Genomic DNA, 18,265 nt, shown 5'->3' with positions numbered 1-18,265 from the left:
AACAGTTTGTTCTTATAAGTAACTATGAAAACAGGATATGTTTTAAAAGCAATATAATTTTTTTCTTTTTTTTATTGCAATCGGTGTTTTTCTCATTCTTGTTTTGTTGGTATTAAATTCGAATTTCATTTATTTACAATTTTTAATTTCTCAATTATTACAAAGCATTTTTACAACAGAATCAATAAAATTTGCTGAAACAGCTTTAAAGTTTATTACTACTCATCTTGCTTGTCTTTCTCAGGGTTTAGCATCTTTACAGATTTATCAGACAACAAAATTTTCATCTGACTAATGGCAATTTGGTTGAGTTTAACAAGTCGTTCACTTTGTTTTAATCCCTCATTAATAAAAACAGCATTTAAGTTTTCGAGATTTGATAGGCAAACTAGTTGGCTTACATTTGCATAATCGCGTATATTCCCTTTTTTATCAGGATTTTCATCGCGCCATTGTTTTGCTGTTTTACCAAATAATGCCATGTTTAAGACATCTGCTTCATCAGCATAAATATACGATATTTGCTTTTTAGTCAGATTTTTAGGGATAAGAATTTCCTTTATGGCATCGGTATGAATACGGTAGTTTATCTTTGCCAGTTCACGTTTGAGTGTCCAACCTAATTGTTTTTGCTCTTCTTCCTTAAGCCGTTGAAACTCTTTAACTATATATAATTCAAATTCTACGGAAATCCAACTGGCAAATTTTAATGCAATGTCTTTATGTGCATAAGTTCCACCATATCTGCCTGATTTCACTACAAAGCCTATTGCGTTAGTAGATTCTACCCATTTCTTGGGAGAAAGTGTAAATGCATTAAGCCCAGCTTGTTTTCTAAACCTCTCGAATTCGAGGGGTTTAAAATTTGGGTTATACAAAGTTTCCCACATGCCTAAAAATTCAATTGTATTTCGATTCCTTATCCAATTCCCTATAACCGCACTTGCATCATCGGTTTTATATTTAGCAATATCTGTTAGCGAAATATAGTCTTGCTCATTGATAGCAATAATTGTTATTTCACTACCCTGAACATTTATTTTATTCTTAGCCATAATTTATAACCTATTTCTTTAAGTTAATCTATTAATTTTGCTATTGTTTCACTTCATGCAAAAGCTCTTAAGATTTATGTTGCCTAATTCTCATATCGTATTAAAGTCAATGCTGCACTCTCTATCAACAAATTAAATATGTAAATTTAGATGACTCTTTACCCATTGATTGAGTATGTTTTCTCAATTTTGGTTCTCAAGCAGCATGAATTCATGAACAGAATTTCTTTTTACGATTTCGATGATTTATTTATTTTAAGTCAATAGTTTTATCAATTTTCTTTTAACTTGTTGCTCACAAGATTAGCAAAGATTGAGTTCAGCACAACATGCTTTTAAACTGAAGGCTTTTGCGAGCCAAGTAGTTTGTCGAACGTTCGCAAGAAATATTCTACAGTGAATATGTTTTTTAGAGTTATCTTGTTGTTTGTCATGTATATTGTTCTTTAATTCAGTAGTTTAAAATTAATTATTTTGCTTTTACTTTTACTAGTTCAACTAAGAAAATAGCTCTTTCATTTTTTTAGTTGAGGATAATTTTTTGCTTGCTTGTAATAGATAAATGGTATTTGTGTTTGGATTATTGGTTTTGTAATTACTTGAAGTAAGGCTAAATAAATTGTTCTTTTGTTTTTGTGTATGCGAGTTAATACTTTATTTATGATTGTGGTTAATTGATGTTAAACCTAAAGGTCACTTGGAGTTTTGTTTTCAAACCTAGAATGAAATGTTTAAGTTTACATATTGGCTCAAAACTTTAATAAATTGGGTTGGGGCACTTTTTTTAACAGGTTTTTGTGAATCCTTAAATAGTATTGTTTGTACGAAAAGAGGCTGCTTTACAAAGCAGCCTCTTAGGTAATTATTCTTTGTTTACACCCCTGACTTCTGTTTGTTTGGTGTGGCCGTATATCTCCTCTAGTATGTTTTCATAACGTTCATAAAGAGTTCGGCGCTTGAGTTTTAGTGTAGGTGATAGCTCACCTGTTTGAGGTGACCATTGTTCCGCAACGAGCCTATAGCGCTTTATTTGCTCATAGTCGCTAAGCTGCTTGTTTACAAGGTTGATTTCTTTTTGATAACGAGCTATTACCTCAGGGATGGTAATTAGTTCATCGTTATTTTCAAAATGAATTTTATGCCTACTGCACCAATCGTGCAGGAAGCTAAAGTTAGGGGAAATAAGTGCGCTAACAAACTTTTCATTTTCACCTACAACCATGCATTGCTCAATAAAGAATGATTCCTTTAGCTTGTTCTCAATAAGTTGAGGGGCGACATATTTTCCATTTGATAGCTTAAAGATTTCCTTTTTCCTATCGGTAATGGTTAAAAACTTACCATCTTCTAAATGACCAATATCACCTGTATGGAACCAACCATCCTGGTCAATTGCCATGCTGGTTAAATCTGGAGCTTTATAGTAGCCTTTCATTAAGCTTGGTCCGCGCATTAGGATTTCGCCATCATCGGCTATTTTTACCTCTACATTAGGAACAACCGGACCAACTGACCCTATCCTGATATTACCAGGTGAGGCTGGATGATTTACAGCAATTACAGGAGAGGTTTCAGTAAGACCATATCCTTCAAAAACAGGAATGCCTGCAGCCCAAAATACTCTCATTAATCTAGGTTGTAATGCTGCACCCCCACTTATTATCAGCTTTAATCTGCCACCTAACGCTTTTTGCCACTTTGAGAAGACTAGTTTGCGTGCCAGTTTGAGACGGGTTCTGTAGTACCAGCTGTTTTTTATTTCGCTGTATTTGTAACCAAGGTTTACCGCCCAGAAAAAGATTTGTTTTTTTAATCCAGTAAGGTCTTTTCCAACAGCAATAATTTTATCGTATGTCTTCTCAAGCATTCTAGGAACGGTCATAAAGATATGAGGTTTTACCTCCTTAATTACATCGCCTATTCTTGCAAGGTTGTCGGCATAGTATATGCTAACACCTATGCTTTGATAGTAGTAGTTCACCATTCGTTCAAATACATGGCTTAGAGGTAAAAAGCTAACTGCGATATCGCCGTTCTCAAGTGGGAATAAGCCTTTGCAGGCTTCAACGTTTGATAAGAAATTTGAATGCGAAAGCATTACGCCTTTCGAAACGCCCGTTGTGCCTGAAGTGTAGATGATTGATGCAATGTCGTCGGGTTTTACCGATGCTTTAATTTTAAAAAGCTCATCAACCCACTCGTGGGCATTCTTTTTGCCTAACTCCAAAATCTCATTCCAGCTGGGAATGGTTCCGTTTTCCACAGTTGAGTATATGCCGATAAAGTTTTCTAATCCCTCAGTTAACGGTAAAAGTTTCTGATAAAGACTTTTATCACCAACAAAAATTAATTTTATTTCGGCATGCTTGAGAATGTGTCGGTATTCATCGGCGCTAATGGTTGGGTAAATTGGTACATGAATCATACCCGCTTGGGTAATTGCCATGTCAACGATATTCCATTCTGGCCTATTACCGCTTATGTTCGCAATTTTATCGCCAGGGCGCAGCCCCATTGCCAAAAGTCCATAGCTTAGATTATGAGCCATTTGCGAGTATCGGTCGATGTTGTACTCATCCCATTTCCCATCCTTTTTTACCGCAATAACTGCTCTGTCCTCATAGATGTCCTTGCCTGCATCTAAAATGTCGAAGGTTCTCGAGATGTTCATAGTGTATAGAATAGGTTAGTACTAAATGAACTATATTATGGAAATTTTGTTTTATTAGTCCCAACCGCAAATATAAACTAATTTTTATGAAAAGTATTTTTAGCTATTTAATCGTTTGTTTAATTTCTGTAAACGTTTTCGGACAGGGCATTCAGCCATTTGTTATATTTGATAAGAATGGTAATGTTTCAGATTTTCAAATAGTTGTAAAGTCTGCTGCTAGCTCTGATTTAGTTCTATTTGGAGAGCTACACGATAATCCAATTGCACATTGGTTGGAACGTGTTCTTACCGAAGATTTGTATAAAACAAAAAGTGGCAATTTGATTATTGGAGCAGAAATGTTCGAAACCGATAATCAGCTTTTATTGGATGAATACATTAATGGGCTAATTAGTAGGCAAAGGTTTGAAGCAGAAGCAAAACTTTGGCCAAACTACAAAACAGATTATAAGCCTATTGTAGAATTTGCTAAGGAGAACAAGGTGAAGGTTATAGCCACAAATGTCCCCAGAAGATACGCATCGATGGTGGCAGGCGGGGGTTTTGATACGTTAAAAGCCTTGTCGCCAATGGCAAAGTCGTATATTGCGCCTTTGCCCATAGAATTTGATATTAACCTTCCTGGATATAAAAAAATGTTAGCAATGGGGGGAATGCCTAGTCAAGGGCATTCAAATTCGGAATATTTGCCAATGGCACAAGCATTGAAAGACGCAACAATGGCACATAACATTGTTGAAAATCTTATTGTTGGACATACTTTTATCCACTTTCATGGTTCGTATCATTCCAATAACTTTGAAGGAATCTATTGGTATGTTAAGCGCTATAAATCAAGCCTGAAAGTTTTAACCATTGCAACAGTTATGCAGGAAGATTTGAGTAGCTTATACGATGAAAATAAAAATCTTGCCGATTACATAATTGTTGTAACCGATAAAATGACAAGGACATATTAAGGGATTGTCTTTACTCAGCCTTTATATAAACCGTGTCGATTCGTATTGGATTTAAATCGCTAGGGTTGTAAAAGTAAAGTAAATGGGTTTTGTTAACTTTTGGTGTAAAAGGTATAATGGTGTCTAGTGTTACAGTTTGTTGAGTACAAACTTCTCCGTGGTTTTCAAAAGTGGCTGAAGCGCTAAAATAGTATGCGGTATCGGCCTCAGTGTTAACAAATACATCAAGGCTGTGCCAGCAGCCGTTTGGTGCAGTTGCTATAATTGAAATATTATAGGTTTCATTAAGCAACATTGTGTCTGGTAATAATGATGCTTCCATTGGAATGTAATCGCGGTAGCGAATGTAATTGTCGCCCTCTAAACAACTGGTTAGTATTGTTACGGCTGCGAGTATGGTAAAAATTTTTATTTTCATTTTTCACAAGTTGATTGTTGGTTAAAAATTGATACTGCTAAGTTAGCTAAATTTTTAAATCGATTCTAATTAGCCAGGTGTTAAATTGACCTGATTTTATAGCGTAATCCTTTTGCTGATTTTATACGTGCTTTTATGCTGCCAACCCTTATGGGCGATTCTATAAGTACTGGAAGTTTATTTTTGTCGTCAGTAACCCAAACAATGAGCTTCTGTTGCTCTGAAAAGATATCACCTGCAATCAAATCGACCTGAAACAGCAAACAAGGGATTTTGCCAAAACCAGGAATAGATTTTATTTCTTTTTTCAGGAAACGATACTTGACGTTGTAAACCTCTTCGTCCATAAGAACATCTATTGGGAAGGCTTGCCCTGGTTTTATACTGCTGAAGTTAAGGCAACGAGAGTAGTAAACCGATGAGACCACATCAAATAGGCAACTTTGTGATTTAATTTTCACAAAGCGATTAGGGCCGTTTTTCCGTTTTACTCGTATTTTTATGCTGTCGTCGGGTTGATGGAACCAGTACTCATTTTCTTTTGTAAAGCCACCTTCGTAGATTCTTCTGTTATAGTAAAAAGGTTCAAGTGTAACTGGGTTAACCCATGATTCGTAAAGGTCGCGGACTTTGAAGAACCAATCGTAGAAGCTGTAACTTCGACCAGTTGCTTTAAGGTGAAGCAAAGTTTTACCAAAGCGATTGTCGGCATCAACTGTAAAGCATACTTCTCCTACATCGGTCCATATAAAGAACCAGGTGTAACTTACCTCGTAACAAACACTTTCGCCTGCAGAAAAACTAGTGTTAGTGATTTGGCAGTTTGTGCCCTTTTGTGAAAAAGTTAAAGCACTTGAAAGAGTATAAATTACTATTATAAGTGTTTTTTTAATCATGAAATGCCAGTATAGTCGGTTCGGTGTATCTCAAGTTTGTTAAGCTGATTTTTAAGCAGACTGTTCTGTGGCTGTTCAAGCAAGGGGTCGGAGTCAAGTAGGTCGTTTACCACACCTCTGACATGCTGGATAAGTTGCCCATCAGTTGCTAGGTTTGCCATTTTAAGGTCAAAGGGCATGCCGCTTTGTAAGGTGCCAGTTATATCACCAGGCCCGCGAAGCTGTAGGTCCACTTCGGCAATCTGGAAGCCATCGTTTGTGGAAACCATTGTTTCTAGCCTTTTGCGAGATTCTTTGGTAAGTTTTACTTGCGAAACTAGTACGCAGTAGCTCTCGTCGGCTCCGCGCCCAACTCTACCTCGTAGCTGGTGAAGTTGCGAAAGCCCAAATCGTTCTGCGCTTTCTATCACCATAACGGTTGCATTAGGGACGTTTACTCCAACCTCAATTACAGTTGTTGCTACCATAATTTGAGCTTTGCCTTGAGCAAAAAGGTTCATGGCGTAGTCTTTGTCTTCGGCCTTCATTTGGCCGTGAACCACTACAGTTACGTATTTCGGAGGAGGAAATGCACGAACAATGCTTTCGTAACCATCCTCTAAGTCTTTTAAATTTTCTAGTTTTTCAGACTCTTTAATTAGTGGGTAAACAACATATACTTGACGTCCCTTTTCAATTTGCTCACGCATTAATCCAAATACCAGGTTTCGTTTGGCATCGGTGTAATGTATTGTTTTTACAGGTTTTCGTCCAGGAGGTAGCTCGTCAATAATGCTGACATCTAAGTCGCCATAAACTGTCATGGCTAATGTTCTAGGAATGGGCGTGGCAGTCATTACTAGTACATGGGGTGGGTCGTTGTTCTTTTCCCATAGTTTTGCGCGTTGAGCAACGCCAAAGCGTTGTTGCTCATCAATCACAACAAGACCAAGGTTTTTGAATTTAACCACATCCTCAATAAGGGCATGAGTACCAATAAGTATTTGAAGTTCTCCTGCTTCAAGTGACTTGTGGAGCGTATTGCGTTCCGATTTTTTTGTGCTGCCTGTAAGTAGGCCAACAGTCACCGGTAAATCTCCTAAAAGATTTGTAATGGACTCGAAGTGCTGGTTCGCTAATATTTCTGTAGGTGCCATTATGCAGGCCTGGTATCCATTGTCAACTGCTAAAAGCATGCACATGAGTGCTACAACTGTTTTTCCACTTCCCACATCTCCTTGCAGCAAACGGTTCATTTGTTTACCGCTTATCATATCGTTGCGTATCTCTTTAATCACCCTTTTTTGTGCATTAGTTAAGGGGAAGGGTAGTTTCTCGTAGTAAAAGCGATTGAAGTTCACGCCAACGTGCTTAAATACATGTCCGTTGACCCTAACCTGACGAACCTTTTGCCTGCTTAGAATGCTAAGCTGAGTGTAAAAAAGTTCCTCAAACTTTATACGGTATTGGGCTTTTCGAAGGATTAACGGGTTTTGAGGGAAATGTACGTTAAATAGAGCCTCTTGTAGTGTCATTAGCTTGTGTTTCTCAATAATAGGAAGAGTAAGGGTTTCTTGGATTTTACCTTTAACTATTGGTAGCAGGGCTTTTACATAGCCCATAATGGTTTTTGATGTGATATGGTTGCTTTTTAACTTTTCAGTTGTTGAGTAAACCGGTTGAAGCATACCCGTTAACATCTCTTGGTTTGGGCTATAAATATCCATTTCGGGATGGGCCATACTGAAGGTTGAACCAAAGCGTGAAGCTTTCCCGAAAAACAGGTAGTCAATATTAGGCTTTAGTCGCTTTATGACCCAGTTTATGCCCTTAAACCACACCATTTCCATGGTGCCAGTACCATCGGTGATGATTGCCTTTAGCCTTCGGTTACGGCCTGCTCCTGCTTCAGATATGTTTATAATTCTACCTACTACTTGTACATATGGTAGCTCTTCTGTTAGCTCTGCAATCTTGTAAATCTTTGTTCTGTCGATGTGCCTATAAGGGAAAAAGTAGAGCAAATCGCCAAATGTAAAAATGCCTAACTCCTTTTTGAGAAGTTCGGAGCGTTTGGGTCCAACACCTGGCAAATACATTATATCGTTATCTAAAACATTGCTCATCTTTTTGTCTGACTTTTCTACAAAGTAAACAAAAAATAAAAAAGGGGACTATGCCCCCTTATAATTGAAACAAATATTCAGTCTACAGGCTGGAAATTACATATTCAAGTTTCTGTTTAATTGTGTCCTCTATTTCACGGTGAGCCGATATATACTTGGCTTCTTCTGGCTTTAGTAGAGTGTAAACAAAATTTTGGTCGATATCCATTAAAAAAGAGAAAATTTCTTTAAGTGAATCTGTTTGAGATTTAAAACCAACTTCATTTGAATACTCAAAGAGTCTTTGTCGTAATTCTTTTTCATTTAGAGTTTCCATGACCATTTTGTTTTTCTTAGTATAAACAAAAGTTAGGCCAAAAAAGTTTGATTTCAAAATTTTGTTGACGAATGTATTCTTTGAGTAGATGATAAACAAGTAGGCTAGTGGTAGGATACCTGGGTTTTACAAAGAAGTTTTTTATTTTTAAAAGTATCAGAGATGAAATATGCTTTAGGAATTCCACCTTAACTTGTTATCGTCGCTAATGCTAATCTTTTCAGTGTCAACTAAGAACTGGATTACTTTTAAAACCCTTTCGGGATTCATATTGGTTTCATCTACAAGGTTTTCAAGGGGGGTAGGTTTTTCAAGAAGGATTGCTTTTACCTTTTCTAGTATCTTGTCGAATTCGAACTTGCTCATATCGAGTTCATTTCGCGATGTGCAAACATCGCATTTTCCGCATCTGAAGCTATTGGTTTGACCAAAGTATTCGTTTATGAACTGGCTGCGGCACTTGGCTTTGCTTTGCGCGTAATCGAGCATTGCGTTTGCACGTTTCATGTATCTATCTTTCAGCGTTTGGTATCTTTCTGGCTCTATCCTTAGGTTTTTGTCATCGAGTCTTTCGGTTATGAATATAACTAGCGGTGTTCTCTTTTTGGGAATGTAATTAATGATTTTTTGACGTGATAGAGTTTTCAGATTGTTTACAACCACATCAATGGAAAGTCCTGTAGATTTTGCAATATATTGCTCGTCGATTCTAACATACTGGCTGAACACACCAGGTAGAATTCTTAAAAGGATTTTAATGAACTTATCCATTTCGGCATGCGCAACCTGATAGTTGTAAAGTTCCTTTTTGTTAACAAGGAAAATAATTCGGCTAGGGTTGTCCAACTCGTCGGTTAGCTCAATATACCCCTCCTGCTCAAGAATTTTAAGAGAGTTATACGCTACAACAAGATTTAACTTATAGGTTGTACAGAAATCCATAAGGTTAAAGTCGAAAACTTCGCCTTTCCCACTGCCGTAAGCAATATTAAAATACGAGCCAAGTGCCTGGTAAATTCTTCTAATTTCTTCAGGTGGAGGGAAACTCGTGTTAATTCTTTGTTCAATTTTTAGAGAGTCAGACTCGTTGTATAGTAGGATAGCATATGCCAATTTCCCATCGCGCCCAGCCCTACCAGCTTCCTGAAAGTATGCTTCGGGAGAGTCAGGTAGGTCCATATGTATGACAAACCGCACGTCGGGTTTGTCGATTCCCATACCAAAAGCATTGGTTGCAACAATTATTCTTGTTTTCCCAGTTTGCCAATCGTTTTGTTTTGCGTTTCGCATTTCCATGGAAAGGCCTGCATGGTAAAAATCTGCAGATTGGCCTTCGCGCTGAAGCATTAGAGCAACGTCTTTTGTTTTTTTTCTGTTTCGGACATAGATAACGCCGCTTCCTGGAACATTTTCAACTATTTTAAAAAGATATTTTTCTTTGTCTTCAACATTTCTTACTAAGTAAACAAGGTTCTCGCGCGAGAAATCCATTCTAAACACACGTCCATCCCTAAAACGCAGCTTATCTTGAATATCTTTGGCCACATCGGGAGTTGCCGTGGCAGTGACGGCCAAAAAAGGAACGTTTTCAGGTATATAATCGCGCAACTCGCTGATGTTCAGGTATGATGGACGGAAGTCATATCCCCATTGTGAAATACAATGTGCTTCGTCGATTGCCACCATGCAAACATTCATTTTACGAACTCTCTCTCGAAAAATAGGGGTGGAAAGCCGTTCGGGCGAGACGTAAAGAAACTTTACATCGCCATAGGCGCAGTTGTCTAATGCAATATCGATTTCGTGTTGCGACATTCCTGAGTATATGGCAATTGCATTTATGCCTCTTTTCTTTAGGTTCTCAACCTGGTCTTTCATTAGTGCTATGAGCGGCGAAACTACTATACAAATACCTTCCATGGCTAGCGCTGGAACCTGAAAGGTTATTGATTTTCCACCACCAGTGGGCATAAGGGCAAGTGTATCGGTTCCGCTATAGACCGATTCTATGATATCTAACTGAATGGAGCGAAACGAGTTGTAGCCCCAGTATTTTCGAAGAATTTCTTCAAACTTTCCCATGTAAACAAATATACAAAAATGCTTAAATAAGTTCGTTTGAAGATTCGAAACTTATTTTTGTCAAAATAGTTAGTTTGATTTATTGATAAGGTTGATGCAGGAAATGCTTGTATAAGGAAGTGAGATAAAATGTTCTGTTTGAGTAGAATGGCTTTAAATGTTTTGCATCTCCTCAATTATCTTGATAAGTTTTTCGGCATTTATAGGTTTTGTTATATAAGCATCGCAACCTGCATCTAGCGCTTTCTTTTCATCGTCAACCATGGCGAATGCTGTTTCTGCAATTATTTTAACGTTTGGATTTAAGGATTTGATTTTTTTTGTTGCTTCCAGGCCATTTAGCTTAGGCATTTTTAAATCCATTAAAATAATGTCGATATCGGGATTGTCCTCGAAAATCTTGATGGCTTCAACCCCATCACGTGCAATAAAGAATTCTGTAGGAATGTTTTTTAAGTATTTGGTAAGTAGAATGACAGAGATATTGTCATCATCGGCAATAAGTATCTTGTATTTATTGTTTGTCATGCTAAAAATTTGATTTTGAATTAACAAAGGTAGTATACTTTAATTAGTAGTGCAATTAATAACAAGTATTTTTTTAGATAACTAAAAAAAGCCAACAGGTAGATGTTGGCTTGGTAGCGATTTCAGGCTAAGCAATTAGTAGTTGCTTGCCTTCTCCTCAAAGTAGGCTTGCGGATGTTGGCAAACAGGACAGTTCTTTAATGCTTTTTTGCCTTTATGAACATATCCACATTTGCGGCATACCCATTCAATCTCCTCTTCACGTTCAAAAACAGTTTCGCTCTCAACGCGTTCAAGAAGTTTTTTGTAACGTTCCTCGTGCTCCTTTTCAACCTTTGCAATGAGTTTAAACGCAGTTGCTATTTTAGGGAAACCCTCTTCTTCGGCTATTTTAGCAAATTCGGGATAAAGGGCAGTCCATTCCTCATTTTCGCCCATGGCTGCAGCTTTCAAGTTCTCAGCTGTTGTTCCAATCACTCCTGCAGGGTAGCTGGCAGTAATTTCAACCATTCCTCCTTCAAGAAACTTGAAAAACTGTTTGGCGTGCTGCTCTTCTTGTAGGGCAGTAATCATGAATATTTCAGCAATTTGTTCGTAACCTTCTTGTTTGGCAACCTTCGAAAAATAGGTATACCGGTTCTTTGCTTGCGATTCACCTGCAAATGCTTTTAAAAGGTTCTGCTCGGTTTTTGTCCCTTTAATGCTCTTTTCCATAACTGTTGGTTTAGTGTTTTGTGAACTGCTAATTTAAGAAAAATACCTAAATGTTGGTATTGGCGATTGTGATTTGGTAGGTATCTTTGCGGTAAAAGAATTTAGATGTCCAGGTTGAGGTTAAATAGAGTTAGAGTTCCAGCTATAATCCTACTTTTAGGGTTGCTCTTTTTTAATCTCTCTGTTCAAAGCATCTATTTTCATGAGCATTTAGTAAACGGAGTATATGTTTTCCATGCCCATCCTTTTAATAAATCGGCTGATAGTAAGCCTGTAAAATCTCACCATCACACTTCGTTTGAACTGGCTCTTTTCCAGCAAATAAATACATTTGAACTGTCTGCTTGGAATTACAATTTTAATCTTCTGCAAATAGAATCGGTTTTAGGTGTATTCAATGATGATAGCCTGCAGGTTAAATCCCTAACACCATTCAATAACCGTGCTCCTCCTGCTAACAAAATCTTTTCTTAGAATTCTTGTATTCTGATTGATTCTATTGATTCTTCAAATTTAATTCTAGTAGGTTGTTTATTAGTAAACGCTAAAAGGTATGAATTAGCGTATGATGCCTTGTGAGGCTACGAAAAGGTTTTGTTTAATCTTCTTATTTAATTTTTATTGAGATATGAAAAGGTTTTTGTTGTTTTTCTTTTTGATATTAAGTGTTTTAGTGGTGAATGATGTGTTTGCCAATTTACCAGAAGGTAGTTGTAGATTAACTGGGGTAGTAAAATGTAAGGGCGAAGTTCTGCCATTTGCCAACGTTGTGATTAAAGGGACTACATTAGGGACTGTAACTAATGAGAGTGGTCGATTCTCTTTTTGCAATTTAAGTAAAGGAAGCTACACAATTGTAGTTAGTTCAGTAGGATACAAAACAGTAGAATTACCAGTAAAAGTTAAGGATGATGAACGAGTTGAACTATCAATAGAATTAGAGGAAGATTTGCTTCAACTCGATGAAGTTGTCGTATCAGCCGATAGGGGCATGATTAAAAGAACCCAGGCACCAGTGATGGTGAATACAATCTCTCCAACGGTGTTTAACTCCACTCAATCGGCTGTTGCGGGCGAGGCGCTTAACTTCATGCCTGGTTTGCGACTGGAAAACGATTGCCAGAATTGTGGGTTTAATCAGGTTAGAATGAACGGACTAGAGGGACCTTATAGCCAAATTCTTATTAATAGCCGTCCTATTTTTAGTGGTTTGGCAAGTGTTTATGGGTTGGAATTGTTGCCCTCTAATATGATTGAAAGAATTGAAGTAGTCAGAGGGGGTGGCTCCGTTTTATATGGGAGTAATGCAATTGCTGGAACAATCAACATAATTCTAAAAGATGCTGTTGCAAACTCTTATGAGGTTGGCTTTTCGTCAAGTGGAGTAGGTTTTGGTTTAAAAGATGCCAATGGACCTATTCCCGATTTCTCGCTGAATTTTAATAATACTTTAGTTGCCGCAGATAATAGAACAGGAATAACAGTGTATGGCTTTAACCGCGATAGGAGCATGTTTGATGCTAATGGCGATGGCTTTTCGGAACTTGCTCCGTTGAGTAACTTTAGTATGGGGACAAGAATTTGGCAAAAGCTGGGTGATAGGGGAAAGATAAGTGTCGATTTTTTTGGAATACGAGAGAAGCGTGATGGAGGGAATAAACAGGCTTATCCATTGCATGAGCGCGATGTGGCTGAGGCAGTTAAGCATGACTTAAGGGCTGGTTCTCTACTTTATGAACGCTATTTTCGTCATCTCGATTTGTTTTCGTTTTTTGTTTCTGCACAATATCTAAATCGCGATTCGTATTATGGAGCAAACAAGTCGCTGAGTAGCTATGGTAAGTCCAGAGATATTACCTTTAATGCCGGAATGCAGTATAAGGCTATCTTGGGTTTATCAACTCTTACTTTTGGCTCAGAGCTTACTGGAAGTAATTTGAATGATAAGAAGTTGGCATATAGGGATATATCCAATCCGATTTTTGAAATTGACACTCAAACAGGAGATACTCTAGGTGTGAATTATCCACAGGTTGACAATACGACCGTGTCGGACCAAGGCCTTTTGACTTACGGTGTATTTGCTCAGCATGATTTAAGCATAGGAAAGCTTAAGACTTCATTAGGCCTTCGTTTAGAACAGTATAGAGTGGTTGATTATGTCCATGAAGATAATCCTGATAAGAATGGGCTGGTGCTTGTCCCTCGTGTTAGCTTGATGTATAATGCCACAGAGTGGATGCAGGCACGCGTATCTTATTCCCAAGGTTATAGGACACCACAAATATTTGATGAGGATTTGCATGTTGAAACCTCTGGGGCTCGGCAAGTGATAAACAGAAACGACCCCGACTTAAAGCAGGAAACTAGCCATAGCTTTATGTTTTCATTAGATATTAACAAACAGGTTGGAAGAAACTATATTGGTTTTCTCACAGAATTATTTTACACCCGTTTACAAGACCCTTTTGTGAATGAAATTGGGACACCCGATGAAAATGGCGTTGTTGTTTATACACGTAGGAATGCACCCGATGGAGCTACGGTTAAGGGGTTTAATATGGAAGGGAAGTTTAAAAGCCTTAAAGATTTTTCAGTTACAGCAGGTTTTACTTTGCAGTCATCTCTTTACGATGTTCCCCAAGAGTTTGGAGAGAGGAAATTTTTTCGGACACCATCGCAATACGGTTATCTAATCTTGGATTGGGATTTTATGAAAGGGTTTTGCCTTTCTGTATCAGGCACTTATACTGGAAGCATGTTGGCCCCCTATTTTGGACCTAATACCAATATGGAAACTGGTGAGCTGAGGGAAACTCAGGAGTTCTTTGATATGAATCTCAAGTTGTCGTACGATGTTGACCTGAACGGAAAAGTGTTACGGTTTTTTGGTGGTGTTAAAAATATCTTCAATTCATATCAAAGCGATTTTGATATGGGTATTAATCGTGACCCTTCGTATATATATGGCCCAACAAACCCAAGAACTATTTTTGTAGGAGTTAAATTTGGAAACTTGTTGCGATAGGCAGGTGCGCCTCGGGCTGATATGAGTTTATGAGTCCGAGGCGTTTTTAATCATTCAAGGTGATAGCCAATAATCGTTTTGTTCCATCCATTTTAATATCTATCGGTTTAGGAAAGCGTACGTGGCGGAAAAATCTCTTTTCTGTTATTGCTGGTAAACTATCTAGCATTTCCCAACTGATTTTTGAAAAGCTGTCGTTGTTTGGTACGGAACAGTAGCCAACGTTCATTGAGATTACATTATGGAAGAAATGCGAACCATATGATGCATCGAGAGGGAAATCGTCAAAGCTGGTTTCAACAATTACTTTTGCATTGCATATTTGCGACCAAACAACAGGTATTCCTATCCAGCGGTCTCTCGTTCCCCATCTGCCAGGTCCAATCAGTACGTATTGTTTATCGTCGTCTTCGAGTTTAGCATTTATCTCTTCAACTTCTTTAGCCATTTCAAGAGTCATGGACTTATTAAAAGCCTTTTGCTTGATGTATACCACATCTTGAATTGATGTAATATGGCCATTCCCCATGGAGTTGTTTGAAAGAATGATAAGCTTGTTTGGATCAATAAGGTTGATGTCAAGTTTGTATTCCTGTGCACTTGCCATTAAAGGTTTAATTTGGAGGAGGAAGAAAGAGGCTTTATAGTTTTTATCACGGTTAAGGTCTACGGCAAATTCAATCTCGCACGGAGAGCCAAGAGCTTCTTCAACAATGTCGAGGATTACATCAATAGTTTGGGCTAGGGGGATGTAGTTGTACTTTAGTATGTTGGCAAAGTTAACCACACGTGGTCCAGGCTGTCCTATTCCTGGTATTAGCGATGAGTTTTCGGAGCTGTAAACCGATGCACAATGTTTAAGGTTGCCATGCTTTTCAGCATCATAAAGGTCTAAGCGTTTTAGTCCAGCCTCATCTCCCGATAATAGGTTGTAGTCATTCTTAGTTAAATCTACAGCAAGGAAGTCGACCTGTGAATTTTTGATTAGATCTTCCATGGTGTAGTTTATTAAGGTGGGGTATTTGGGGCAGAAACGGTACGAGCGTCCGCCCTCAACAACGTGTTTGCCTAGTCCGATGGCAATATTGGCAAAGCCATCTTCTGGGTTTATATGTCCAAACGGGTAGTAGTTGTGCGATTGAGCAACCCCGCTGATGTTAGGGTAGTAGTAATTGTCGTATTTGCTCCCCACTACTTCTTGGACTATAACAGCCATCTTTTCATCCTCTACTCTTAGGTTCATGGCCTTTATATAGGCTCTAGAGGTTGGTGAAAAAACTGAGGCATAAACAAGTTTGATAGCGTCGGTAAGTCGTTTTAGCCTTTCGCTTCTGTCTGGATGAGAGTTGGGGATCATGTAGGTTTCGAAAACACCTGCAAATGGTTGCATTACAGAATCTTCGAGCATGCCCGACGATCTTATTGCCAAAGGACGATGATATATTTGTAACAGCCTATCGAGACGAAGTTTTAGCTGATCCGAAATTTCTGCCTTTAAGAAATACACTTGGAGTTCCTCGTAGTTTTTACAGGTGAATACCTTTTCGTACAGGTTGTTTCTCTCCATGAAGCATTCGAACTCATTGGTCCCAATAATAGATGTTCTTGGAGTGAGCAGGTTGATATTCGGTGTGTATTGTGATATGTCGAAAGTGTAAATTAGTGTGTTGATAAAGGCTAACCCACGTCCCTTTCCACCAATTGACCCATCGGCAAGGCTAACAATATTGCTTGAGTCAACCTCCCAGTTTGAGTCAAAGCTTACTATTTTACCACGTTTCTTTTCCTGCCGATATTTTTTTAAAGTAGATAGTAAGTACTCCCGAATTTCTGATGGACCAGAAAAATCATCTATTTTTGATGGATGTATTATTCTTGCAACCTGTATCTCGCCACGTGCTGCTAACCACATTGAGAAGTGGTTTTTTTGGGCATGGTAAAGAAGACTTTCGTCGGGTATAATTCTAAGAGCATTTTCAAATTCTTCCATTGAAGTAGCAATGGCTATAGGAGTACCTTCTGAATCTTTAAATACAAAATCCCCAAAACCAAGATAGTTGCTAAGGAAATTTTTGATATCGTTCATCAAACTTTCGGAATTTTTATCAAGGAAAGCAGCTTTTAGTTTGTGGGCAATAGCTTCGTTAGATTTTTCAAACGATTGGAGAATAATTGGAAGGTCGGGTAATAGCTGTCTTGCTTGTCCAATAAGTTCAACACCAGCATTATCGTCGAGTTTCCCTTTTCTGTAAAATTTTACATCTGAAATAATGCAAAGAAGATAATCCTTATAGCGATTAATCAACTCAATAGCCTCTTCGTAAGTTCCCGCTAGAAGAATCTTTGGTCTGATTCTAATTCGTAATACTTTATATAAATCATCGGTTCTTACATCTTCAATAACCCTTTTTGTCTGGTCGAGAACTGAGCCATAGAGTAATGGCAAATAACGTGAGTAGTACTTTGGAGAGTCTTCAACTAGCAGGATTGCCCGCGTTAATGCTATACGTGTATCATTTTCAATGTTTACTTTATCCTCCAGCAATTTAATCATTGAGAAGAAAATCTTTGGCTCGCCATTCCATACAAAAATCTTATCCACTCCCTCTATGGTTGTCGGGTTTTTCTCAATTTCGTTGACAATGTAGCTGTTGTTGACAAGTAGATATAGCGGGATGTGTTTATACTCGCCCTTAATACGTGATGCCATTTTTAGAGGTGTAACAGTATCGGCACCCATCATTATTATAATAAGGTTAAAATACCTTTCTTCCAGTTTTTCAATGGCCTCGTCAAGGGAGGAAACACCTGTGATTCTAGGTACGCTTGATAAGCTTAACTTTGAGTATTCACCTAAAATATTATCGGTGAGCCTATCTTCACGTTCTATGCTGTATGCGTCGTATAGGGTTGAGATTAAAAGAATTTCTTGAACTTTGAAGGGCATTAGGTCATGATATATGTCCCTATCGGCATTATGTTGGTTGATAAATCGTTGAAGTAGCTTTTTATTATGCGATTCTGCTTGTTCTAATTTCTTTTTGGGTGCGACTTTTTCCTTGATAGCATCGCGGCCCTTAATGCTATTAATGTATCCCTCTAAAATGTTTGCAATGTTTGTAATAAGGTCACGCTCCTCTTTAAGGAATGGCCCTTCGTGTTCTTCCTGGAACTCTTTTGTGTAAAAAATTTCAATGGCTCCATAAACTCCATCAATTGTTTCAAAACCTTGACGTTGGCACCAAGGCGTTTCCTTAAACCCATGTGTTTGAAACTCGTATTGCCCATATTTAACCCTTGCCATTGTGAATTCTGGGTATTGCCATGCATCTGGTAAAATAAAACATATCCTGTGGAGGGTTTCAGGAATTGGCCTGTTCTCTTTAATTATGTTTATTACGCTGTTTATCGCATTTAGCTCTTTTAAGCGCTCCTTGCTTTGGGCAAGTAGTCGGTAAAACTCATCAGGATTTGGTTTGGTTTTCATACC

Annotated in this window: 13 protein-coding genes; 3 read left to right on the top strand and 10 right to left on the bottom strand. The window is 38.0% G+C overall.

Translation table 11 applies throughout. From position 1 onward, the window contains the following. Positions 1-218 precede the first annotated feature (218 nt). Both FHG85_RS09445 and FHG85_RS09440 read right to left on the bottom strand, forming a co-directional pair. On the bottom strand, positions 219-1,055 hold the full coding sequence (locus tag FHG85_RS09445; protein WP_173075229.1) for a KilA-N domain-containing protein: 837 nt from the start codon (positions 1,053-1,055) through the stop codon (positions 219-221). An 862-nt stretch (positions 1,056-1,917) separates the two neighbouring features. Next, positions 1,918-3,726 (bottom strand): AMP-dependent synthetase/ligase, encoded by a 1,809-nt coding sequence (locus FHG85_RS09440; RefSeq protein ID WP_173075227.1) that lies wholly within the window; start codon positions 3,724-3,726, stop codon positions 1,918-1,920. Between the two features lie 86 nt (positions 3,727-3,812). Here FHG85_RS09440 and FHG85_RS09435 point away from each other — a divergent pair, with 86 nt between their 5' ends. Beyond that, positions 3,813-4,688, top strand: a complete 876-nt coding sequence (locus FHG85_RS09435) for a ChaN family lipoprotein (protein ID WP_173075224.1) — start codon at positions 3,813-3,815, stop codon at positions 4,686-4,688. Positions 4,689-4,698: 10 nt separating this feature from the next. Here the strand turns inward: FHG85_RS09435 and FHG85_RS09430 are convergent, their stop codons facing one another. From FHG85_RS09430 to rbr, 7 genes are all read right to left on the bottom strand, one after another. Then, complete coding sequence (locus FHG85_RS09430; RefSeq protein WP_173075222.1) at positions 4,699-5,106, bottom strand: hypothetical protein; 408 nt, start codon at positions 5,104-5,106, stop codon at positions 4,699-4,701. An 80-nt stretch (positions 5,107-5,186) separates the two neighbouring features. Further along, positions 5,187-6,002, bottom strand: a complete 816-nt coding sequence (locus FHG85_RS09425; protein WP_173075221.1) for a DUF3108 domain-containing protein — start codon at positions 6,000-6,002, stop codon at positions 5,187-5,189. Beyond that, complete coding sequence (recG, locus tag FHG85_RS09420; protein WP_173075220.1) at positions 5,999-8,107, bottom strand: ATP-dependent DNA helicase RecG; 2,109 nt, start codon at positions 8,105-8,107, stop codon at positions 5,999-6,001. The genes FHG85_RS09425 and recG overlap by 4 nt, the downstream gene beginning before the upstream one ends. Before the next feature lie 82 nt (positions 8,108-8,189). Further along, positions 8,190-8,423, bottom strand: a complete 234-nt coding sequence (locus tag FHG85_RS09415) for a hypothetical protein (protein ID WP_173075219.1) — start codon at positions 8,421-8,423, stop codon at positions 8,190-8,192. A 174-nt stretch (positions 8,424-8,597) separates the two neighbouring features. Next, a complete protein-coding gene (locus tag FHG85_RS09410) occupies positions 8,598-10,505 on the bottom strand; it encodes a RecQ family ATP-dependent DNA helicase (protein ID WP_173075218.1) in 1,908 nt (635 codons plus the stop codon). A gap of 153 nt (positions 10,506-10,658) precedes the next feature. After that, positions 10,659-11,033 carry a response regulator gene (locus FHG85_RS09405; protein ID WP_173075217.1) on the bottom strand — a complete coding sequence of 125 codons (375 nt, stop codon included), beginning with the start codon at positions 11,031-11,033 and terminating at the stop codon, positions 10,659-10,661. 135 nt (positions 11,034-11,168) lie between these two features. Beyond that, a complete protein-coding gene (gene rbr, locus FHG85_RS09400) occupies positions 11,169-11,747 on the bottom strand; it encodes a rubrerythrin (RefSeq protein WP_173075216.1) in 579 nt (192 codons plus the stop codon). A 105-nt stretch (positions 11,748-11,852) separates the two neighbouring features. Between rbr and FHG85_RS09395 the strand changes: the two genes are divergently transcribed. Both FHG85_RS09395 and FHG85_RS09390 read left to right on the top strand, forming a co-directional pair. Then, positions 11,853-12,221 carry a hypothetical protein gene (locus FHG85_RS09395; protein WP_173075214.1) on the top strand — a complete coding sequence of 123 codons (369 nt, stop codon included), beginning with the start codon at positions 11,853-11,855 and terminating at the stop codon, positions 12,219-12,221. Positions 12,222-12,375: 154 nt separating this feature from the next. Next, entirely contained in the window at positions 12,376-14,775 is a 2,400-nt protein-coding gene (locus tag FHG85_RS09390) for a TonB-dependent receptor (protein ID WP_173075213.1), read from the top strand. Positions 14,776-14,821: 46 nt separating this feature from the next. On the opposite strand, the gene FHG85_RS09385 is transcribed toward FHG85_RS09390, so the two are convergent. Further along, positions 14,822-18,262 (bottom strand): PEP/pyruvate-binding domain-containing protein, encoded by a 3,441-nt coding sequence (locus FHG85_RS09385; RefSeq protein ID WP_173075212.1) that lies wholly within the window; start codon positions 18,260-18,262, stop codon positions 14,822-14,824. Positions 18,263-18,265 lie beyond the last annotated feature (3 nt).

The sequence above is a fragment of the Tenuifilum thalassicum genome (assembly GCF_013265555.1).
GTDB lineage: Bacteria > Bacteroidota > Bacteroidia > Bacteroidales > Tenuifilaceae > Tenuifilum > Tenuifilum thalassicum.
The sequence above is the reverse complement of the archived record's forward strand: the minus strand, read 5'-3'. Positions and strand labels throughout refer to the sequence as shown.